Source organism: Vibrio sp. St2 (assembly GCF_947311885.1).
Taxonomy (GTDB): Bacteria; Pseudomonadota; Gammaproteobacteria; order Enterobacterales; family Vibrionaceae; genus Vibrio; species Vibrio coralliilyticus.
In genome coordinates this window covers 394,630-415,389 of the sequence record NZ_CAMZNA010000001.1, presented here as the reverse complement: position 1 = coordinate 415,389, position 20,760 = coordinate 394,630, and the positions used below count along the sequence as shown (strand labels likewise).

The 20,760-nt window shown below is 45.5% G+C and carries 20 protein-coding genes and 1 pseudogene; 7 read left to right on the top strand and 14 right to left on the bottom strand.

Annotated elements, in window-relative coordinates; translation table 11 throughout:
- Positions 1–37: 37 nt before the first annotated feature.
- Genes QMA41_RS01840 through QMA41_RS01830 form a run of 3 tightly spaced genes read right to left on the bottom strand, consistent with a single transcriptional unit; the run spans position 38 to position 2,348 of the window.
- Entirely contained in the window at positions 38–697 is a 660-nt protein-coding gene (locus tag QMA41_RS01840; protein WP_281628697.1) for a DUF2987 domain-containing protein, read from the bottom strand.
- Positions 698–709: 12 nt separating this feature from the next.
- A complete protein-coding gene (locus QMA41_RS01835) occupies positions 710–1,552 on the bottom strand; it encodes a glucosaminidase domain-containing protein (RefSeq protein WP_281629154.1) in 843 nt (280 codons plus the stop codon).
- Positions 1,545–2,348 (bottom strand): hypothetical protein, encoded by an 804-nt coding sequence (locus QMA41_RS01830; RefSeq protein ID WP_019274971.1) that lies wholly within the window; start codon positions 2,346–2,348, stop codon positions 1,545–1,547. The genes QMA41_RS01835 and QMA41_RS01830 overlap by 8 nt, the downstream gene beginning before the upstream one ends.
- A 366-nt stretch (positions 2,349–2,714) precedes the next feature.
- Between QMA41_RS01830 and potA the strand changes: the two genes are divergently transcribed.
- The 6 genes from potA to QMA41_RS01800 all read left to right on the top strand — a co-directional run bounded on the left by potA (position 2,715) and on the right by QMA41_RS01800 (position 8,703).
- Positions 2,715–3,848, top strand: coding sequence for a spermidine/putrescine ABC transporter ATP-binding protein PotA (potA, locus tag QMA41_RS01825; protein ID WP_281629153.1), 1,134 nt, complete (start codon positions 2,715–2,717; stop codon positions 3,846–3,848).
- The gene (gene potB, locus QMA41_RS01820; protein ID WP_006962283.1) at positions 3,829–4,689 is read left to right on the top strand and encodes a spermidine/putrescine ABC transporter permease PotB; all 861 of its coding nucleotides are present in this window, start codon (positions 3,829–3,831) and stop codon (positions 4,687–4,689) included. The genes potA and potB overlap by 20 nt, the downstream gene beginning before the upstream one ends.
- Entirely contained in the window at positions 4,689–5,459 is a 771-nt protein-coding gene (gene potC, locus QMA41_RS01815; RefSeq protein WP_281628696.1) for a spermidine/putrescine ABC transporter permease PotC, read from the top strand. The genes potB and potC overlap by 1 nt, the downstream gene beginning before the upstream one ends.
- Positions 5,460–5,581: 122 nt before the next feature.
- Positions 5,582–6,616 carry an extracellular solute-binding protein gene (locus tag QMA41_RS01810; protein WP_281628695.1) on the top strand — a complete coding sequence of 345 codons (1,035 nt, stop codon included), beginning with the start codon at positions 5,582–5,584 and terminating at the stop codon, positions 6,614–6,616.
- 173 nt (positions 6,617–6,789) lie between these two features.
- A complete protein-coding gene (locus tag QMA41_RS01805) occupies positions 6,790–7,827 on the top strand; it encodes an extracellular solute-binding protein (protein ID WP_006962287.1) in 1,038 nt (345 codons plus the stop codon).
- A gap of 81 nt (positions 7,828–7,908) precedes the next feature.
- Positions 7,909–8,703 carry a GGDEF domain-containing protein gene (locus QMA41_RS01800; protein ID WP_019274975.1) on the top strand — a complete coding sequence of 265 codons (795 nt, stop codon included), beginning with the start codon at positions 7,909–7,911 and terminating at the stop codon, positions 8,701–8,703.
- Between the two features lies 1 nt (position 8,704).
- On the opposite strand, the pseudogene cobB reads toward QMA41_RS01800, so the two are convergent.
- From cobB to QMA41_RS01745, 11 genes and pseudogenes are all read right to left on the bottom strand, one after another.
- Positions 8,705–9,448: pseudogene (gene cobB, locus QMA41_RS01795) on the bottom strand (Sir2 family NAD+-dependent deacetylase); the annotation flags it as partial.
- Between the two features lie 156 nt (positions 9,449–9,604).
- The gene (locus QMA41_RS01790; protein WP_281628694.1) at positions 9,605–10,825 is read right to left on the bottom strand and encodes an ammonium transporter; all 1,221 of its coding nucleotides are present in this window, start codon (positions 10,823–10,825) and stop codon (positions 9,605–9,607) included.
- A 292-nt stretch (positions 10,826–11,117) separates the two neighbouring features.
- Positions 11,118–11,534 carry a hypothetical protein gene (locus tag QMA41_RS01785; protein ID WP_281628693.1) on the bottom strand — a complete coding sequence of 139 codons (417 nt, stop codon included), beginning with the start codon at positions 11,532–11,534 and terminating at the stop codon, positions 11,118–11,120.
- Entirely contained in the window at positions 11,518–12,564 is a 1,047-nt protein-coding gene (locus tag QMA41_RS01780; RefSeq protein WP_281628692.1) for a formate dehydrogenase subunit gamma, read from the bottom strand. Before QMA41_RS01780 ends, QMA41_RS01785 begins: the two co-directional genes overlap by 17 nt.
- A gap of 14 nt (positions 12,565–12,578) precedes the next feature.
- Positions 12,579–13,187 (bottom strand): formate dehydrogenase FDH3 subunit beta, encoded by a 609-nt coding sequence (gene fdh3B / locus QMA41_RS01775; RefSeq protein ID WP_006962293.1) that lies wholly within the window; start codon positions 13,185–13,187, stop codon positions 12,579–12,581.
- Between the two features lie 11 nt (positions 13,188–13,198).
- Complete coding sequence (locus QMA41_RS01770) at positions 13,199–16,054, bottom strand: formate dehydrogenase subunit alpha (RefSeq protein WP_281628691.1); 2,856 nt, start codon at positions 16,052–16,054, stop codon at positions 13,199–13,201.
- A gap of 11 nt (positions 16,055–16,065) precedes the next feature.
- The gene (locus QMA41_RS01765; RefSeq protein WP_281628690.1) at positions 16,066–16,260 is read right to left on the bottom strand and encodes a transcriptional initiation protein Tat; all 195 of its coding nucleotides are present in this window, start codon (positions 16,258–16,260) and stop codon (positions 16,066–16,068) included.
- A 60-nt stretch (positions 16,261–16,320) separates the two neighbouring features.
- Complete coding sequence (locus tag QMA41_RS01760; protein ID WP_281628689.1) at positions 16,321–16,959, bottom strand: molecular chaperone TorD family protein; 639 nt, start codon at positions 16,957–16,959, stop codon at positions 16,321–16,323.
- A gap of 3 nt (positions 16,960–16,962) precedes the next feature.
- On the bottom strand, positions 16,963–18,624 hold the full coding sequence (locus QMA41_RS01755) for a 4Fe-4S dicluster domain-containing protein (RefSeq protein WP_281628688.1): 1,662 nt from the start codon (positions 18,622–18,624) through the stop codon (positions 16,963–16,965).
- A 172-nt stretch (positions 18,625–18,796) separates the two neighbouring features.
- Positions 18,797–19,276, bottom strand: a complete 480-nt coding sequence (locus QMA41_RS01750; protein ID WP_281628687.1) for a DUF3306 domain-containing protein — start codon at positions 19,274–19,276, stop codon at positions 18,797–18,799.
- Entirely contained in the window at positions 19,266–19,730 is a 465-nt protein-coding gene (locus QMA41_RS01745) for a DUF3305 domain-containing protein (RefSeq protein ID WP_021457226.1), read from the bottom strand. The genes QMA41_RS01750 and QMA41_RS01745 overlap by 11 nt, the downstream gene beginning before the upstream one ends.
- A gap of 181 nt (positions 19,731–19,911) precedes the next feature.
- Here QMA41_RS01745 and QMA41_RS01740 point away from each other — a divergent pair, with 181 nt between their 5' ends.
- Positions 19,912–20,691 (top strand): formate dehydrogenase accessory sulfurtransferase FdhD, encoded by a 780-nt coding sequence (locus QMA41_RS01740; RefSeq protein WP_281629152.1) that lies wholly within the window; start codon positions 19,912–19,914, stop codon positions 20,689–20,691.
- Positions 20,692–20,760 lie beyond the last annotated feature (69 nt).

The window sequence follows — 20,760 nt, the reverse complement described above, 5'->3', positions numbered from 1 at the left end:
CGCAGCAGCGACCCTTTTTGTATAAACACCCAGCGGATTAGTTCGCTTTAGGTAGGTAAGGCAGAACACGTGCTGTTTCTTGAGGCAGTGTCATCATACCGCCTTCACCGATATCTGATAGTGCGACCTGCACTTTTCCATCAACGATGTCTTTGCTCGAACCGTTAGAGAATTCTACTTTTGAATTCAGTTTGTTAGCAAACTCAAGCGTCACCCCTTCTACATCTGGAGTAAACCAGCTTGCAAACATGCCACCCAAATCTTCAAGCATGGCCTGCATCTGCGGCATCAGCTTTTCTACATCAGCGTAAGCGATCTCACCGTTAAAGGGTTCTTTCGTCATCACAACCATAGAGAAGTCACATCGCTGATCCATTGGCGTTTGAACAAAAACAAGTGGGTTAGCTGATTTAAGGTTGTTGTCCAGTGGAACAATCAACTCATGGTATGGCGAAGATTTCAGCTCTTCATAGTGTTCTTCTTTTTCCATCCATGCTTTCTCAATAACACAGTTTTGCTTTGTATCGGCATTAAGGAAGAAGAAACCGACTTTGACATCTTCATGCCCTTCTTTCACATTCTGCTTCATATGAGTGAAGAGCTTTGAATAGGTAAACATGTATTCTTGCGCAGAGGCAGGTAACGCCGCAGCAGAAGTCACCGCGGCAGTTAAAAGGGCTAACGATAATTTTTTCATTGAATGTAATACTTATTTTTTAGTAAGGGTGTCTTCCCAGAACGCCTGATTGTGCCTGATCATCGCTTGTAAGTCCTTGACGTATGCCTCACCTCGCTCAGAGTATTTCAGCAAGCCATTAGTCAGAGAAATAGCGGCATCAGTGTCTGTCAGGCTTTCACCTCTCAGATGGCGTTGATAGCGAATCTCACGCAATTCTTCGTAAGCACGATTACGGTTAACGTTCATAAAGTAGCCCTGTATGGACTGCTGTACAGAACTGAATTTTGCAACTTCATGTGTCATGCCCTCTCCCCGCTGTAGCGGAACGAGACCACAACCCGAGCTATAGCACCATTGGCCGAAATAATTGTTGGCTTGGGTGGCAAATCGCGACGTCCCCCAAGCAGACTCATTCGCGCCCTGCACTAGGACTAACGCTTCTGGAATGACATCTACACGATGAAACATTTGATCAAGCCATTGCTGGCTAATTCCTTTGGAGTCCAGCTCGACGTTATAAAGTTTTCCTAATCGCTTTGCGTAACTCGTGTCATCATTGGAAAGCTGATCAGATTTGAACTTAGCTTGTATTTTGTCTAATCGACTTCGCTCATTAAGAATGCGTTGATTTTCCAAAGCAATGCCTGGGCGCAGATAGTCGAAAAACGTTTGTTTCTTTTCCGTCACATTGGTGATAGCTGAAAAGTCAGGTGCTTTACCTACAGAATGACCATCAAACGATATAGATTGCTCTGTCGTTTGGGCCTGCTTTCTGCGCTCGCGTTCCTGAGCTTCGTTTTTCTCATAGCTATAAAAACTACAGCTGGCGATTAGGCCAGCTGCAGCGATAGCAATGAATTCACTTTTACGCATTGAACACTTGTGAATCGTCGTCATTGTCATCCTCATCTTTCGGTCTGTCCGTTGCGACAACCTTGAGTTTGATACCGAACATATTGCGATAGATGATGCCCTTCACGTGGAAGAAGAACGGTAAAACAAAGATCAACCCCAGACCATAGAACATGGCTCCTGCCACGAACATTAACATAACCAATGAATAGATCCCTGCCAAAACAAAAATCTTTTTATTCACCGCACGTAAAGACAGTAATAAAGATTGCATTGGTGGGATCTGCTTCTCACAAATGAGAAGGATGGAGTTGCTGAATGCAAGAGACAAATACATAGACAGAAACGGCAGGAGCATGCCTGCAATTCCTTGAAGCAATAAGCTAAACAAGGTCGCCAAAATAACAGGAACCGTATATTGAAGCCCTTTGCCAATATGGCGAGGCTTTGTTGATAAGCCAGCGGCATGGCTCATTGCCATTAAGCTAATACCTGCATAGATAGGTGCGCTCACTACTTCATAACTGAAGTTTGCGACAAATATTGCCTGGATGATTCTTGGATCAATACCTTCAGGGTTTGTCACTGCATCAAGAATGATTGAAGGGTCACCAAGTTGCAGTTTTAACGCAACATAGAAAATAGCGAGTTGGACGATAAGCAAAATGATAATAGCGGGAGAAAACGACAAGAAGTTTTTGATCGTATGACCCCACGCTTCTCTGAAAACTTCACCTGCTTTTAGTTCGTAGTTACCGGAAAGAGCACGTTCGACACTTCCACCTAAATTGAAATCTTTTTCAATGTCATTATTCATTATTGAATCCGGTGCTTAATGAATCTTTCACTAAGCTAACTTGTTGATTAAGAGTTATGTTGCGATATCCCGACATTATACTGAATCCTTTCCAAGTCCAAAATCGATTCACGCTCATCCGCTTGCTTTATTGCCTACATGGTTGATAATTGACCATTAAATGCGTAAGTAAAGCCAAAAGTTGCCTTAGATTTTCTATGTTTCAGGCATTAAATTTGTCTAAAAACAGTATGGTAAGGAATGTTTACTTTTACCTGCAAAATTTTTTGTGTTTCAAGGTAAGAAAATGCTTTGATTTCACACTTTTGGTGATTATGATGCGCGCCTCGAAATTGTGTAATTACAGGTCATTTTCTGTTGGCCGGAGTGGGAGAAAAACAGACGTTGAACGCTAAACCAAAAGCAGGACAACCAGTTATCCGTTTAACTGGCATCAGTAAAAGTTTCGATGGTAAAGAAATTATCGGAAATCTTAACCTTGATGTGAACCACGGAGAGTTCCTAACGATTTTAGGTCCATCCGGTTGTGGTAAAACCACGGTATTGAGAATGATTGCTGGCTTTGAGGCCGCTGACAATGGCGACATCATTCTTGATAATCAGAATGTTACTCAAGTCCCTGCTGAACAAAGGCACGTCAACACTGTATTTCAAAGTTACGCCTTGTTTCCTCACATGACAGTGTTTGAAAACGTTGCTTTTGGCTTGCGTATGCAAAAAGTGCCGGCAGCTGACATCGAACCGCGTGTTATGGAAGCATTGAAAATGGTTCGTCTTGAGAAAATGGCTCAGCGCAAACCACACCAGCTTTCAGGTGGTCAACAGCAGCGTATCGCCATTGCGCGCGCTGTCGTCAATAAACCTAAGGTGCTACTGCTTGATGAATCTCTATCTGCACTGGATTACAAACTCCGTAAACAGATGCAAATTGAGCTTAAACAGCTTCAGCGCCAGCTTGGCATCACCTTTATCTTCGTGACACACGATCAGGAAGAAGCTTTGTCCATGTCAGATCGCATTATTGTTATGCGTGATGGCGTTATAGAACAAGATGGCTCTCCACGTGAGATTTACGAAGAGCCTAAGAACTTGTTCGTTGCTCGCTTCATTGGTGAAATTAACGTATTCGATGCAACCATGATTGAACGCATGGATGACAAACGAATTCGCGCTGAAATCGAAGGTGTAGAGTCGATCGTTTACTACGATAAAGAAGCACTAACCGGTGACAAGCTACAAGTTCTGCTTCGCCCAGAAGATCTTCGCCTAGAAGAAATCAAAGAGTCCGAGCAAAAAGGGATTGTTGGCCACGTAACAGAACGCACTTACAAAGGTATGACTCTAGATTCTGTGATTGAATTGGAATCAGGCATGCGCGTCATGGTCAGCGAGTTCTTTAACGAAGATGATCCTGATGTGGACCATTCATTGGGCCAGAAAGTGACGATTACTTGGGTTGAAAGCTGGGAGGTTGTTCTCAATGATAAGCAAGAAGCTTAATCTGCAGAACGCCATCATCACACTGGTCGTCGGTTGGCTAGCGCTGTTTGTGCTTGTACCCAACCTAATGATTATTGGTACCAGTTTTCTGACTCGTGATGAAGCGAATCTAATTGAACTCACATTCACATTCGACAACTACATTCGTCTGATGGATCCGCTGTATGCGAAGGTGCTTTGGCATTCTTTCTATATGGCAATCATTGCAACTCTATTGTGTTTGGTGATTGGTTATCCTTTTGCTTATATCGTTGCGAAGATGCCTGAGAAATGGCGACCTATCATGCTGTTTTTGGTCATAGTGCCTTTTTGGACCAACTCACTGATCCGAACGTATGGTCTTAAGATTGTGCTTGGGACACAAGGTGTGTTGAACAAATCACTCATGGCAATGGAAATCATCGATAAGCCTATTCGTTTGATGTACACAGAGACGGCGGTGATGATCGGCCTAGTCTATATCCTATTGCCATTTATGATTTTGCCGCTCTACTCTGCCATTGAGAAGCTCGATAATACATACATTGAAGCAGCGAAGGATCTTGGAGCAAACAAGTTTCAGACGATCACTAAGGTCATTCTGCCGCTCACCATGCCAGGTATCATCGGCGGATGTTTATTAGTGCTTCTTCCTGCGTTAGGCATGTTCTACATTGCTGATCTACTCGGCGGGGCGAAAAACCTGCTTATTGGTAACGTGATTAAAAGTCAGGTCCTCAATGCCAGAGACTGGCCGTTTGGCGCCGCGACGAGTATCGCGCTCACTATTGCCATGGCGATCATGCTCTATGCCTACTATCGAGCAGGTAAGTTATTGAACAAGAAAGTGGAGCTAGACTGATGGGACATACAGTTAGATTTAGCTTTATGGCGTTGGTGTATGCGTTCTTGTACCTGCCAATCATCGTATTGATCGTTAACTCGTTTAATGCCAATAAATTCGGCATGAAATGGGGAGGCTTTACCACTAAGTGGTACGAAACATTAGTTAACAATGACAGCTTGATGCAAGCCGCTTGGCACTCACTGAATGTCGCTATTTTTTCAGCGACAGCAGCGACTGTGATCGGAAGTCTAACGGCTGTTGCCCTATTCCGCTATACATTTAAAGGAAAAGGCGCAGTCAACGGCATGTTATTCGTTGTTATGATGTCACCAGACATTGTCATGGCGATCTCTCTGCTTGCACTGTTCTTGGTATTGGGTGCACAACTGGGCTTTTTCACCTTGTTGATTGCGCACATCACCTTCTGTTTACCGTTTGTTGTGGTTACGGTTTACAGCCGCTTAAATGGCTTTGATGTGAAAATGCTTGAAGCAGCCAAAGACCTTGGTGCTAGCGAATGGGTTATTCTCAAACAAATTATTCTGCCACTGGCGAAACCTGCAGTGGCCGCAGGTTGGTTGCTGAGTTTTACGCTTTCTCTGGACGATGTAATCATCAGCTCGTTCGTGACTGGGCCAACTTATGAGATATTACCACTCAAGATCTACTCAATGGTTAAAGTGGGAATCTCTCCAGAAGTGAATGCGCTGGCAACTGTCATGCTGATTGTTTCACTAATCTTAGTCGTGATTTCTCAGTTACTGGCGAGAGAAAAAGTTAAATAGATTTGAATCTTCTTTCATGAAACAGAATGGCTTGATGTCATTCTGTTTTTCTATCGACCGCCGTTTATGCTTACGTGATTACTCAAGAGCATTCGGCAACGTTTGGTTTGGAGCTAACGTCAATGAAAAAATGGGCTACTTTTTTAGCTGGTAGTGCATACGCGCTTTCACTGTTCTCAAGTTCAGTGCTCGCCGATGAAAACAAAGAACTGGTATTTATGAACTGGGGGCCATACATCAATAGCAGCCTTCTGGAACAATTTACCAAGGAGACAGGTATTAAGGTTATCTACTCGACTTACGAGTCAAATGAAACCTTATACGCCAAGCTAAAGACACACAATCAAGGTTACGATTTGGTTGTACCTTCAACGTATTTCGTCGCCAAAATGCGCGATGAAGGTATGCTGCAAAAAATCGATAAATCGAAGCTGAGCAACTTTGATAATCTGGATAAAAACTATCTGGATAAACCTTATGACCCTAACAATGACTACTCTATCCCTCACGTTGTTGCGATTACTGGTCTAGCGGTAAACGCCGATATGTATGACCCGAACGATTTTCAGAGCTGGGCAGATTTATGGAACCCAGAGCTTGAAGGTCAGGTCATGCTGATGGATGATACCCGTGAAGTGTTCCATATTGCACTACGCAAGCTGGGTTATTCGGGCAATTCAACCGATCCGAAGCAAATCGATGAAGCTTACGCTGAGCTGCAAAAATTAATGCCCAACGTACTAGTGTTTAACTCTGATAATCCGGGCGCACCTTATATGTCAGGTGAAGTCGGCGTAGGCATGCTGTGGAATGGCAGTGCGGCGGCGGCTCAAAGTGAAGGTATGAACCTTAAACTGGTATTCCCTAAAGAGGGAGGAATTGGTTGGGTGGATAACTTTGCGATTTCATCCGGTGCAGCAAACGTAGACGCAGCGCATAAGATGATCGACTTCCTTCTAAGACCTGAAATAGCGGAGCAAATCTCTCGTGACACTGGCTACCTAACCGCCGTTGAAGCGTCGAACGCGAAGTTTAAAGATGTTGCCCCGCTCTTCCCTTCTCAAGAAGATCTAGATCGAGTTGAATGGCAAGATGCCGTTGGTGATCTGACTGTGAAATATGAAGATTACTTCATGAAGCTGAAAGCAGGTCAATAAGCATTCATTTTCTTCGAAATAGGCAGCATTAGCTGCCTATTTTCGTTATTGGCTGATATAATTCTTTTCTGTATGGTTTGTCGTTACGATAAACATCTTTACTCACGGCTTTATCTCCAAACATCGTCAGGGCTGACGGTTTACTGATTCAGCAAAAACAAAACGGAAAAAGAATGAAAAGTAAATTCTATGCAAGTGCACTTTGCGCAGCGTCTCTGATCGCTTCACCTGCAATGGCTGCTGATCAAGAACTCTACTTCTACAACTGGTCTGAATACATTCCAAATGAAGTTCTTGAAGACTTTACGAAAGAAACTGGAATCAAGGTTATTTACTCTACCTACGAGTCAAATGAAAGCATGTATGCCAAGCTTAAGACTCAAGGATCGGGTTACGATTTAGTAGTACCGTCTACTTATTTCGTTTCTAAGATGCGTAAAGAAGGTATGCTGCAAGAAATCGACAAGAAAAAACTGTCGCACTTCGCTGATCTTGATACAAACTTCCTGAACAAGCCTTTCGACCCGAACAACAATTATTCTATCCCTTATATCTGGGGTGCGACTGGCATTGGTATCAACTCAGACATGCTAGACAAGTCTTCCGTCACCAAATGGGACGACTTCTGGGACAGCAAATGGGAAGGTCAGTTGATGCTCATGGATGACTCACGTGAAGTATTCCATATCGCATTGACTAAACTGGGTTACTCACCAAACACGACGAACCCAGACGAAATTAAAGCAGCCTACGAAGAACTGAAGAAGCTGATGCCAAATGTATTGGTGTTCAACTCAGACTTCCCTGCAAACCCGTACTTAGCTGGTGAAGTATCTCTAGGTATGCTTTGGAACGGCTCTGCTTACATGGCTCGTCAGGAAGGCGCATCCATTGACATTATCTGGCCAGAAAAAGGCACTATCTTCTGGATGGATAGCCTAGCGATTCCTGCAGAAGCGAAGAATGTGGATGCAGCTCATAAGATGATCGATTTCCTTCTGCGCCCAGAAAATGCAGCGAAAATCGCTCTAGAAATCGGCTACCCAACTCCTGTTGCAACAGCGCATAAGTTGCTACCTGAAGAATTTGCAAACGATCCAAGCATCTTCCCGCCTCAAGAAGTGATGGACAGTGGAACCTGGCAAGACGAAGTTGGTGAAGCAAGTGTGCTATACGACGAGTACTTCCAGAAGTTAAAAGTTGACAACTAAAAACGTAAACTTGTTTTCAGTTATATACTTAATAAAGCGGCTCAAGCCGCTTTATTTGTTTTCTCATGGATCGAGGACGCTATGATTGTAAGGTACAAAAGATTCCTGTCTGGCTTCTGCGTGCTGTCTGGGCTTGCGATACTGGTTACGACAATCAGCTATCAAACAAACCCTGAATCCTATAGTGACCTTCTTTTTGAAGCCAATACTCTATTCGTTCTTCTTTTCATATACTTTGTTTCACGTGAATTGTACCGCAACAACACCTTCATAAAATGGGGGTTGATACTCCTAGTCGTCAATCAAGCTTATGATATCTTGACGGAAATTCCCGTTTTAGATCAATGGACAGACAATAACGAATTCACCCATACATTGATTGAAGATGGGGGAATCCAAATTGCCTATCTATTAATTGCTTTCGGTGTGACTCGGTTGTTTCGCCAAATGAGCGAGCATGCGTATACAGATGAGCTGACAGGGCTTTTTAACCGTAAGAAGCTGTTCTCGATCGCACGTAAACAGTTTGATTTAATCTACATCGACTTAGATGGCCTAAAGCAAATCAACGACACTCAAGGGCACGCCAGTGGCGATTTAGCCATCATCCGTTTCGCGCAAGCCGTCAATGCATCGGTAAGCCCTACGGATAAAGCATTTCGCATCGGCGGAGATGAGTTTGTAATTGTGGTTGGCCCGGGAGAAGGTGAAGCCTTCATCGATAGAATCAAAAAAGACTTGGTCGAAGAACAAATCTTATTCAGCTACGGCATTGAGGCCTCTACACCTGAAACCTTAAAAGAGAACCTGATAAAAACGGATAAAGCTATGTATGAAATGAAAAACTCTCAGCGCAAAGGCGCCGAGAGTGACTGAATTAAGCGTGTTTAACGTTTGGCTCTTGCAACGCTAAGATTTCTTCGACCAGCTTAGGTACCTCGATACTTGCTTTACCATAGCGTTTTTCTTCAAACTCACTCTCAACCGCACTAGGTTCAAGATTGATTTCAAGCGTATGCGCTCCATGCATTTTGGCATCATGTACAAACCCTGCGGCTGGATATACCACCCCAGACGTACCAATCGAGATAAACAAATCCGCTTTTTCTAATGATTCGTAGATATCGCCCATTCGCAAAGGCATCTCTCCGAACCAGACAACGTGAGGTCGCATCTGAGAAGGAATTTGACAGCAGTGACAAAGGTCTCCTGTCTTAACTTCACCCTTCTCTTCAACAACCTGATTAGATTCACTGCATCGTGCTTTCAGTAGCTCTCCATGCATATGAATCACATTCACACTTCCACCGCGCTCATGAAGGTTATCAATATTTTGCGTGATGATGGTTACTGTACCCTCGAGTTCTTTCTCAAGGCGCCCCAAAGCTAAATGGGCGGCATTGGGTTCTATACCCTCTTCCTGAAGCTTTAAACGACGCTGATTGTAGAAGTCCTGCACGAGGTCTGGATTGCGCTCAAAACCCTCGGGCGTTGCCACATCTTCAATGCGATGATCTTCCCATAAACCATCCTGAGCTCTAAAAGTCTGAATCCCTGACTCAGCCGAAATACCTGCCCCAGTAAGTACAACGACGTTTTGATACGGAAATTTCATACGACATTCCTTTCTCTTATGCTTTTTTGCTAGCTTAGCACTTAGAGTTAAGCATCAGAAGCGGTTGGAATTAGACCATGGTCGCACCCATTCAAGTTCTACTGTATTTATGTGAAGTGAAACAAAAAAGCGGCCCAAAGGCCGCTTTAAAATATTGTTTGTTTAGTCTTCATTGGTAGAAGAGATCTTATGGATAGCTAAATCTGCACCGTTAAACTCATCTTCTTCTGATAAGCGTAACCCTGATACTTTATGGATGACCCCATACACAATTAAAGCTCCTATAAGGGCAATTGTGATACCAGCTAAAGTACCGAGCACCTGTACACTGACACTAACGCCTCCCAGACCGCCTAGTGCGCTTTGGCCAAATATCCCTGCGGCAATGCCGCCCCACGCGCCACATACGCCATGTAAAGGCCAAACACCCAGCACATCATCAATCTTGGTTTTGTTTTGCAAGTACGTAAACAGGTAAACAAACAAGGCACCCGCAATACTACCTGTAATTAGAGCACCAATAGGATGCATCAGGTCTGAGCCAGCACATACAGCAACCAAACCAGCAAGTGGGCCATTGTGAATGAAGCCGGGGTCATTTTTACCCGCAATCAAAGACACAACAATGCCTCCTACCATCGCCATTAGAGAGTTCATTGCAACGAGGCCGCTGATTCCATTAAGTGTTTGTGCTGACATGACGTTAAACCCAAACCAGCCCACACACAAAATCCAAGCGCCAAGCGCGAGAAATGGAATATTGGAAGGAGCAAAGTTAGTGTGCTTTCCAGCGCGAATTCTGCCTTTCCTCATACCAAGGAACACTACCGCAACTAATGCGATCCAGCCCCCTACACCATGGACAACAACGGACCCTGCAAAATCATGGAATCCGTAACCAAAGTGAGCTTCAAACCAAGATTGAAGACCAAAGTTTCCGTTCCATATCATGCCTTCGAACACAGGATATACGAGCCCAACGGTGAAAAAGGTCGCAATAAGTACGGGATAAAAACGTGCTCTCTCTGCAATACCTCCTGATACAATCGCTGGTATGGCGGCAGCAAACGTCAGTAAAAAGAAGAATTTGACCAATTCATAACCGTTACCTTGAGACAAGGTTTGGGCATCGGCAAAAAAGTTAGCGCCATACGCAACCCAATACCCGATAAAGAAATAAGCAATTGCAGAAATACCAAAGTCAGCGAGTATTTTAACCAGTGCGTTAACCTGATTTTTGTGTCGCACCGTTCCAACTTCAAGGAAGGCAAACCCAGCGTGCATTAAAAATACCATAATGGCGCCGAGTAGAAGGAAAAGAGTATCGGAACTCTGGGTCAAGGTTTGAACCGCTCCGTGAACCTGACTGGCAGTTACGCTCATTGTAAAGTGTCTCCATCAATTCGCTACGCACTTATCCTGTGCAGTAGCACAATAAAATCACCAAAGTGGTGACATCAATTTGAAAAGCGAATGTGGAGCAACGACCGTGCCAGCAAATCAATGGGAAGTCGAGAGCACCTATCTAGTTGATAGGTATAAATTTAATAATTACAGCACGCCCATAGTAAATGATAGATTTAAAATTAATCGCACTAAGATGGTGACAGAGCACCATGCTGTAGCGCGTTAACTTGGTGCAAAAAAAGCCCTGAGATAACAGGGCTATGTACATTTAAAGGTTCGGTCCTTTATTGAATGAAAACGGCTGATTCGCCCGTAGTTTGGTCATACCTTGATACATACGTACAAACCAGACAGCAATCGCTATTGCCCCAAAGAGCATGCCGACATAGGGAATGTAGTAAGCGATATCATCAATAATATGGTTCTGATACCAGTAATCATTCACGCCTTTCAAAACCCCATTAGACGTTGCAACAGTGATGATAAGAACAACGAAATAGATCAGATTGAGAAAGAAAGTACGAATCAAACCAAAATAGTGTGAATCAATTACTTCTCCATCCTGACCTTTATCCAGCCTGTAACCCGCATAGACAATCGCTACAACACCTGAAATCAAGCAAGTAAGTGGCGTAAAAATACTTAGGATGTACGCTATCCAAATTCCTTTATGAGGTTTGTTCATTGGTTTGCACTCCTTTTACGCTATCAAGCTCCGAAGCTCCTTGGTGCTCTTTCGCCTTCATTTCCTCGTACCACAGGTCATGATGTTCTTTTGCCCAAGTTTCATCGACTTCGCCCGTCACCATGCCTTCCAGTGCGCCTTCCATTCCAAACAAACCAATGTAGATATGGAAAATAAAGCCACAAATCAGGATCAGAGCAGCAACCATATGGACGAGATTCGACATCTCCATATCACGTCGCGTTTGTCCGAAGATCGGGAAGTCCAGAACTAAGCCACTCAGCGCAACCGCGGTTCCAACTACGATAAGTAGCCAGAACAGAGCCTTTTCACCTGCATTGGAAAACTCAGCAGAAGGATGAGAGCCTTTGTGTTTACCGACCATGCCACCCAACTTCATAAACCAAACAAGGTCGACTTTCTTGAAGATCGACTTGCGCCACCATTTCACTAGTACGCAAATCAGCAGCACATAGAAGATTGGCCCAATGTAGTTGTGGTATTGCTTGGCCAACATAATGATGAAACCCCACAACTCTGATGGAATGTACGGCTTAAGGAAGTGTTTACCGTAAACCAACATCAATCCACTAAAGGCTAATGTTAAGAACGTAAACGCCATACTCCAGTGCAATGCTCGATCAAATCGAGACCAACGCTTGATTTTTTTACCTGTTCTTGGCGCACTGAGCATCAGAGGGCCAATCACGATGTACATCAGTGTCACGAACGCAATACTGCCAAAGATGGCGACTGCGCCTGCCGGAGACATCCACTTTTCTTTGAGAATGTACCAAGTCTGGCCGGGAGCACTGATCAGCATCCCATGCTCTGGGAATTGAGAAGTCGTGTAGCCCTCTTCTCCCTGACGAACCTGACGCCAGAAATCCGCGCCAGCCAATTGAGACATTTCTCGTTGTGCAACATCAGCTTCTTCTTGCTCTGCCTGAGCAGGCAATGAAAAAGCAAACATTAATGCTGCCATGATCGACAGCATTAAAAGAGATGCACGTTTAAACATTGAAAACATGACCATCTCCAACGTTAGCTTTTGGTGGCGTCGTAAGACAGGTCATTACCGTTCGTCCAGCCTGCGCCCTTCGCGCCGCGCTCAACTACACGCTGACGGAAAATGTCCGAGACTTTCTCTGCATCACCCGCTAGCAAAGCTTTCGTTGAACACAAAGACGCACACATAGGCAGCTTACCTTCAGCAATGCGGTTTGCACCGTACTTCTGACGCTCTTCCACTGACCCTGCTTCGGTTTCAGGGCCACCAGCACAGAAAGTGCATTTGTCCATTTTTCCACGCTCGCCAAACGCTTCCTGCTTAGGAAACTGAGGTGCACCAAAAGGACAGGCAAACAAACAGTAACCACAACCAATACAAAGATCTTTGTTATGAAGCACAATGCCATCTTCGGTGTGTTCAAAGCAGTCTGCCGGGCACACCGCCATACAAGGTGCATCGGTACAGTGCATGCACGCCACAGAAATCGAGTTCTCGCCCGGTTCACCATCATTTAAAGTGACAACGCGACGACGTTGGATACCCCACTCTAGCGCATCATCATTTTCATTCTTACACGCAGTGACACAGCCGTTACATTCGATGCAGCGCTTGGTATCACAAAGGAATTTCATTCTAGCCATTGGTTAACTCCTTACGCTTTACGAATGTTACAGAGGGTGACTTTGGTTTCCTGCATCTGAGTGACAGGATCGTAGCCATAGGTAGTGGCAATATTGGCGGAATCACCAATCACGTAAGGGTCCGTACCTTCTGGGTATTTATCTCGCAAATCTTCACCCTGGAACTTGCCACCAAAGTGGAATGGGATAAATGCCATGCCCGGCTTCACTCGACGTGTCACCATCGCTTTGACGTGAATACGGCCTTTCTCGGCACCTTCAACCCAAACCATGTCTCCGTCGCGGAAACCAAGATCATTAGCATCTTTCGGGTTCACCTCAACAAACATTTCTTGTTGGAGTTCAGCAAGCCAAGGGTTTGAACGGGTCTCTTCACCGCCACCTTCATATTCGACCAAGCGACCTGAAGTCAGGATGATCGGATACTCGCCAGATTTATCCTGATCCTGAATTGATTTGTACATGGTTGGCAGTCGATAGATAGATTCACTGTCATCCCAAGTCGGATAATCCGCCACTAAATCTCGACGTGGCGTATACAACGGCTCACGGTGTAAAGGCACGCGGTCAGGGAATGTCCAGACAATGGCACGAGCTTTCGCGTTGCCAAAAGGGATACATCCGTGCTTAATCGCAACTCGCTGAATGCCTCCAGACAAATCTGTCTTCCAGTTTTTGCCTTCTGCCGCGGCTTTTTCTTCAGCGGTTAGATCATCCCACCACCCCAGAGATTTTAACAACTTATCGCTGAATTCCGGGTAGCCGTCTTCAATCTCACTGCCTTTTGAGTAGCTATCTTCTGCCAGAAGATTGTGGCCTTCATACTCAACACCATATCTAGCACGGAAATTACCGCCGCCCTCCGCAACCGGTTTAGACGTATCGTAGAGAATGTGTGTCCCTGGGTGTTTCATTTCAGGGGTGCCCCAACACGGCCAAGGAAGCCCATAAGTATCACCATGCGCTGGGCCACCTTCTGCCTCCAACGAGGTTTTATGGAAGGTGTGCCAGTTTTGCTGATGAGACTTCAAACGCTCTGGGCTTTGCCCGGTATAACCGATAGTCCACATCCCGCGGTTGAACTCACGTGTGATATCTTCGATGACTGGCTGGTTGTTTTCGACTTTAACATTCTTAAATAGCTGCTCTGCAAAACCGAGTTTCTTGGTCAGCAGATACATGATTTCGTGATCAGGCTTAGAGTCGAAAAGTGGTTCCACGACTTGGTCTCGCCACTGAATCGAGCGATTTGATGCTGTCACACTGCCGTGAGTTTCGAACTGCGTAGTCGCAGGAAGAAGGTACACGCCATCGGTACGATCGTTCATGACCGCTGCCACTGTTGGGTAAGGGTCCACAATGACCATCATCTCCAGTTTCTTCATCGCAGTGCGCATTTCAACACCACGAGTCTGAGAGTTCACTGCGTGTCCCCAGTAAAACATTGCGCGGATATTATCCTTTTGCTCGATGTTGTCTTTGTTTTCAAGCACACCATCAATCCATCGCGAAACAGGAATCCCCATGTTGTTCATTGGCTTTTTGCCGCGGTACTCATTTTGATCGAAACGCTTCTGAACCCATTCGTGATCGAGCCCCCACACTTTCGACCAGTGCTTCCAAGCACCATCTGACAGGCCGTAATAGCCGGGCAAAGTATGCGACAAAACACCAAGGTCGGTAGCGCCCTGAACATTGTCGTGACCACGGAAAATGTTTGCACCACCGCCGGATTTACCCATATTGCCCAATGCGAGTTCCAACACGCAATACGCACGCGTGTTGTTGTTCCCTGTTGTATGTTGAGTACCGCCCATACACCAGACAACACAACCCGGTCGATTTTCAGAAAGCAGCTTCGCAGTTTGGTATACATCCGCTTCAGTCACCCCCGTCACACGCTCTACTTCTGCTGGCGTCCATTTCGCGACTTCCTGACGGATTTCATCCATACCAAAAACGCGCTGACGAATGAATTCTTTGTCTTCCCATTGATTGGCAAACACATGCCAAAGGATGCCCCAGATAAACGCCACATCTGATCCCGGACGAAGTGACACGTAATGGTCAGATTTGGCCGCAGTACGTGTTCGGCGTGGATCTGCGACAACGATCTTACAGTTATTCTTTTCCTTGGCGATTAAGATGTGTTGCATCGCTACAGGGTGAGCCTCCGCGGGGTTAGAACCAATGAACAGCATCGATTTGCAGTTGTGCATGTCATTGAACGAGTTGGTCATCGCTCCATAGCCCCAAGTGTTCGCTACCCCTGCAACCGTGGTCGAGTGACAAATACGTGCCTGATGGTCGACATTGTTTGTTCCCCACAATGAGGCCATTTTACGGAACATGTAAGCCTGTTCATTACTGTGTTTCGCGCTACCTAGCCAGTAGACAGAATCTGGTCCGGAGTCTTTTCGGATATCCAGAATCTTATCGCCAATTTCTTCGATAGCCTGATCCCAAGAAAGCTTCTTCCACTTACCGCCTTCCAATTTCATCGGGTATTTCAAACGGCGCTCGCCGTGGCCGTGTTCACGCAAAGCGGCACCTTTCGCACAATGCCCACCAGCGTTAAATGGGTGGTCGAATGCAGGCTCCTGCCCTGTCCAGACCCCATCTTGAACTTCAGCGTAAATGCCGCAACCAACAGAACAGTGAGAACAAATCGTCCGCTTAACTTCTGTTTCCGCTTGAGGATCCACAGACTTTGCTTCTGCTTTTCTAATCATCCCTGGAGCAAACAATCCAGCGCCTACAACAGCGCCACCCGCCGCCAACGAAGAGTTTCTCATGAATGCACGACGCGATACGCCAAGCGGGTTCCGTTCTTTGCTCACGCTGTCTGAGCGTTTAACTAATTTCATTGCTCTGCTCCTTACAGCGTGTCGTAGTAATCACGAATATGTTGGGTTTCGCGATAACCTTTTGATTTCGCGGTTTCTTTCTCCGGCTGTACAGCTTCAGCCGCTGCCGCAGTTGTTCCTGCAACCACAGCCCCGGCAACAGCAGCTGTAGTCAGCCCCTTTAAAAGGTCTCGACGGCTGGTATTAACATCTTTATTGTCTTTCATTTTGCTTCCTTACCAATAAGGTATCTGGAGACTGTTGTCTCTCTTCTCGACGTGAATGCTTTATCGTTGAGTCTGCTCGTATTCAGCGGCGTTTTTCACATCAATTCTTGAATTAGCTTTAGCGCCCTTCACCTTTTCGCTGAACCGCACCTGTTCTAGTATTAAGAACGCTTCGCATAGCTGAGCCACAGAAAGGTAAAAACGTGCGTGCTGAGCCTGCTTAACCTGACGAACAAATGAGGTGAACCAAGGCGAAATGTGAGTATTAAAGAAGCGTTGTTGCTGAGGATCCTGCTCGCGCACGAGCACCGCCATCACTTCGCATAAGGCTGAAATATGGTCTTCTGGCTCTTTGATGTTTTCTTCTCTCTCCAGACCTAACAACTTCAGATCATGGCGGATGTTGGCAAGCGGCTTCTCCATCAAAGAACCAGTACGATGCCAAGATGCAAACGGAACGACTTCGCCACGGCCGATACCAATAAACAGCTCGTGATACTCGTCTTCAAGTGCTGAGGCATTTACGTCAAGTGCCGCCTGCTTAAGAGCCTGCCATGCCGACTGCATATCACTAGGCGCGTTTTCAATTTCCAAATCAGCCAAAAATCGCACCAATTCCACAGTAGGACATTGGCGATACAACGCTGATAACATCAAGTAGATGTCTGCTCTTAAAGTAAGTTGTTCTTCCACTTTCATCTCCTAATAGTTCAGCTGCTTGGTCGGATCGTCAGCCATCGCTTCAAACATATCGATGACTCGGCAGTCCTGACACATCGCGATACGGTTGAGCGCACTGTCATCATTAAAGTGAGAGTGACCACGTAACTTATTCTGAAGCATATCGATCATAGATTGAGGCGCGAAAGGTTTGTGGCAGCGTATACATTCCGCCGCCTTTTCTTCGTGAATGGTCGTAACTGACTGCCGACCAGTCGCATCCCAGTTCATTCGAGGCGTCATAGTGAGAGCATTTTCAGGGCAGGCTTTGGTACATAGCCCACATTGAACACAGTCTTGCTCAACAAATTTAAGCGATGGTGATTGTCCGTCAGTATGAAGTGCTCTAGTTGGACAAACCGCAACACAGCTCATGCATAATGTGCAGTCTTTACTTTCGCAAGAGATATTGCCGTATGGCGCATTAGCAGGTAGCTCAACAAGGTTTTCAATCGGAGTTCGAGTCTGGGCGAGCGAATCAAGAGCCGTAAAGAGTCGCTGCCTTTTGTTACCTTGTAAATCACCGAGTAACAGATCAAACGAGTCTACGCGCAATTGTGGGCGACTCTCACTTAGCGATTCCATGTAGAGAATATCGATAGTGTCTCGTTCTATGCCGATTTGAGACAGTAACTCCTGCGCTGTGGCAACTTCATTTTGCAAAACGCGTAATATCGTCGCTGGCATACGCTTGCTTGCGGCAAACAACACTTGTGTTGCTCCATTGACCAAAGCTGCAAACCAAGAGTCGATACCTACCGACGGAAGATCTTCAACCACAATAGGAACAACGTTGTCCGGCAACGCATTTAGCGCCATAACGTTAAAGTTTTCGTGACGCTCACTGCATATCAGTACAATCGGAGCAACTCCTCCAGCTTGGTGATAATTCGCCAAAGTACGCTCAATAAATTGCTGAGTTTCTTGAGGGTTCGGCAATGCATAGTGGATAGCTTCTGTCGGGCAAGCCGTTGCACACGTACCTACGCCCTGACACAAATACGGGTTGATTTCGATTCGATGACCCGTTTTGTCACTCCCTTCACTAGACAAAGCACCTGCGGGGCAAGCGTCAACACAGCGCTCACAGCCTTTAACCCCTCGCGAGCTATGCGCACAAAGGTCGGTATCTAGTCGAAAAAACTTCGGTTTATCGAACGTCCCCATTAAGTTTGGGATCTCTTCCAGAGCATCCGCAAGCTTTGGATAGCCTCTGCCTACAGGGAAGTAACCCGGAACAGGCACCTCCTCATCCATACAGCTATTGAGGCAAAGATCTAATACGATATCGAAGCATTGTTGATTGATGGCGACCTGAGCCAGATTGCTGCTCAAGCCATGGTTTTGTGTATGCACATCAAATGCGCCGAGAAACCCTGAGACTTGAACCTGACTGGCGTAATAAATATTGCCATGGCTGCCAGGCTCACCATCAGTAGATAGCAGTGTTAAGCTTCCCATTTGAGACAACTGCGCTGCGGCGCTTTCAATAATTGAAGTCGGCCCGATGATGAGTGTATGTCCTCCACTCTCATAACTGACCGTGGGAGGAATGAGGTTTGTCAGTTCAACGGTATTCTCAAACGCATAAAGACGCGCTTTACCATTCACTGACTGAGATTGTTGTAATAGTTGTTTTAGCATTGCTCTGTTCCAGCATTAAGAACATGAATTTTGTTTTATCCGTTCATTAGCAATTGCTATACCAATTTTAATATCAACCAGTTACAGTCATTCTTCTTACTAGAGAACCGAATAAAAAAAGGGTGAGACATTTTGTCCCACCCTCGTAATTGATTGTTTAGTCAAAATGTACCTATTTTTTGTGTGGTATATTTTGTCCCATCTCATCGACATCGGTTTCAGCACTTAAATCATTTTCTGTATTCATAGGCTGTTCAACATCTGAACTATCAGACTCCACGTCAGTGGAATTTTCTTGCTCATCATCTTGATTCACCCACTCCCGAAGCTTGGCGGCTACGTCGGTGGATAAACTCTTCACCGCTTTATAGTCGTGATCATAGTCATTGAGTCGATCGATCTCACTGAACTCACCGGATAAGAGCAGCTTTCTCAACGCCGCTTTCTTTACGGCTGATTCGGCTTCAGAGACCAATAACGCTGCCACACTCGTCTCTTCAGAGTCTTGTTCTAACGCGTTGTCTGTAGACCCATCGTCACCTTCGGCTTGCGCTACCACTTCTTCCGAAGGCAGCTCAGATAGGGAAGCGTTTTGCTCCTGTTCTCCATCAAGCTTGCGTTTAGACCAACGCGATATAAAGCTACTTGCCACTTGAACGCCCCGCTCCTTTACGCTTCTTACGTCTCACTTCAAGCAGTTCACCATGACGACCAATGTACGCCTCAATCCAAGCTTGAACAGGCAACGGCATTTCATTAGATAACACCAGATAATCACCATCCATATACTGGCCAGCCGCACTCTGCGAAGCCGTCAGTGAAACGATATGAGGTTGTTCTTCATTGTCTACAGCATCCAGGATCAAAAAAAGCTTTGGCTGTTGAGAACTCAGGTTGAAGCGGTAATCTGTTCTTTCATCTCGATGTAGTTGTAGCGTCGTTGTATTTTCGCTGTAACTGTCAGGTTGAAGCTCAAACCCAAGCAGCTGCCATTGCGTGGTTGACCATACTCCCGTCGAGATTTCATGGGATTTGAGGTCACAGTTCATTGACCACAGAGACTCAGATTTCTCTAGCTGAGCACCAACAATTTCTTGTTTTGACATACTTATTCGCTCAAATATTCATTTTGTTGTTTTCTAGCAATAACTGTACCTAAGGTCTGTGATTGGATTACGTCATGGGAACGGTATTTGCTTACCCCTTCAAAACCGCAAACAATCTAAAGCAGGAAACCTTGTAGTGAAACCTAACATCATCCGAACCAGTGAGAATCCACTGCAGACCATGGAAGTAGAAGTCTGCGATGAATATGGTGAAAAAATTGTCAAACAGATCGCCTGTGAACGCCCTCTTACTGTGATGCTCAACTGGAAAGAAATCGTCACGCTGATGACATTAGGATCACGCCCTGAGTCTCTTGTACTTGGATACCTAAAAAACCAGAGTTTTCTTTCAGACCCAGAGTCACTTGAGTCAGTCATCATCGATTGGGAAACCCATAGCGCAGCCGTTATCACGAAAGAAAACACTGAGCATCTTGAAAGTGCACTAAAAAAGAAAACCGTTACCTCAGGCTGTGGTCAGGGCACCATGTACGGCAATGTCATGAAGCAGCTTGAGAACTATCAGGTACCACAAGTGAAACTCAAGCAATCGGAGATTTATTCTGCACTTGAGGTGCTCACTCACTACAACGACACCTACAAAAAAGCTGGTGCTGTTCATGGTTGCGCGATCTGCCGACACAATGAAGTGTTGTCTTTTGTCGAAGACGTCGGTCGGCACAATGCTGTCGACACACTGGCCGGAGAAATGTGGCTAGAGAATCTGAGCGGCGAAGATAAAATCTTCTACACAACGGGTCGACTAACGTCAGAAATGGTCATCAAAGTAGCGCAGATGGGTATTCCAGTATTACTTTCACGCTCTGGCGTTACCCAAATGGGGTTAGATTTAGCTAAAAAGTTTGGAATTACGACGATAGCAAGGGCCAAAGGGCTGAGATTTCAGGTTTTCACCGGAGCAGAAAAAATCGTATTTGATGTAAAAGGTGATATGAAATGATATTTATAGCCAGCTAACTTGCAAAACACCTCTCCAATGCTATTAGTTTTATATTCGCATTAACAAAAC

Bases quoted from the DNA above. Each gene is read 5' to 3' on its own strand.
- QMA41_RS01840 (WP_281628697.1), bottom strand. From the start codon at position 697: ATGAAAAAATTATCGTTAGCCCTTTTAACTGCCGCGGTGACTTCTGCT.
- QMA41_RS01760 (WP_281628689.1), bottom strand. From the start codon at position 16,959: ATGAAAGTGGAAGAACAACTTACTTTAAGAGCAGACATCTACTTGATG.
- QMA41_RS01810 (WP_281628695.1), top strand. From the start codon at position 5,582: ATGAAAAAATGGGCTACTTTTTTAGCTGGTAGTGCATACGCGCTTTCA.
- QMA41_RS01780 (WP_281628692.1), bottom strand. From the start codon at position 12,564: ATGTTTTCAATGTTTAAACGTGCATCTCTTTTAATGCTGTCGATCATG.
- fdh3B (WP_006962293.1), bottom strand. From the start codon at position 13,187: ATGGCTAGAATGAAATTCCTTTGTGATACCAAGCGCTGCATCGAATGT.
- QMA41_RS01835 (WP_281629154.1), bottom strand. From the start codon at position 1,552: ATGCGTAAAAGTGAATTCATTGCTATCGCTGCAGCTGGCCTAATCGCC.
- QMA41_RS01790 (WP_281628694.1), bottom strand. From the start codon at position 10,825: ATGAGCGTAACTGCCAGTCAGGTTCACGGAGCGGTTCAAACCTTGACC.
- QMA41_RS01785 (WP_281628693.1), bottom strand. From the start codon at position 11,534: ATGAACAAACCTCATAAAGGAATTTGGATAGCGTACATCCTAAGTATT.
- QMA41_RS01745 (WP_021457226.1), bottom strand. From the start codon at position 19,730: ATGTCAAAACAAGAAATTGTTGGTGCTCAGCTAGAGAAATCTGAGTCT.
- QMA41_RS01830 (WP_019274971.1), bottom strand. From the start codon at position 2,348: ATGAATAATGACATTGAAAAAGATTTCAATTTAGGTGGAAGTGTCGAA.
- QMA41_RS01805 (WP_006962287.1), top strand. From the start codon at position 6,790: ATGAAAAGTAAATTCTATGCAAGTGCACTTTGCGCAGCGTCTCTGATC.
- potC (WP_281628696.1), top strand. From the start codon at position 4,689: ATGGGACATACAGTTAGATTTAGCTTTATGGCGTTGGTGTATGCGTTC.
- potB (WP_006962283.1), top strand. From the start codon at position 3,829: ATGATAAGCAAGAAGCTTAATCTGCAGAACGCCATCATCACACTGGTC.
- QMA41_RS01765 (WP_281628690.1), bottom strand. From the start codon at position 16,260: ATGAAAGACAATAAAGATGTTAATACCAGCCGTCGAGACCTTTTAAAG.
- QMA41_RS01770 (WP_281628691.1), bottom strand. From the start codon at position 16,054: ATGAAATTAGTTAAACGCTCAGACAGCGTGAGCAAAGAACGGAACCCG.
- QMA41_RS01740 (WP_281629152.1), top strand. From the start codon at position 19,912: ATGGAAGTAGAAGTCTGCGATGAATATGGTGAAAAAATTGTCAAACAG.
- QMA41_RS01800 (WP_019274975.1), top strand. From the start codon at position 7,909: ATGATTGTAAGGTACAAAAGATTCCTGTCTGGCTTCTGCGTGCTGTCT.
- QMA41_RS01755 (WP_281628688.1), bottom strand. From the start codon at position 18,624: ATGCTAAAACAACTATTACAACAATCTCAGTCAGTGAATGGTAAAGCG.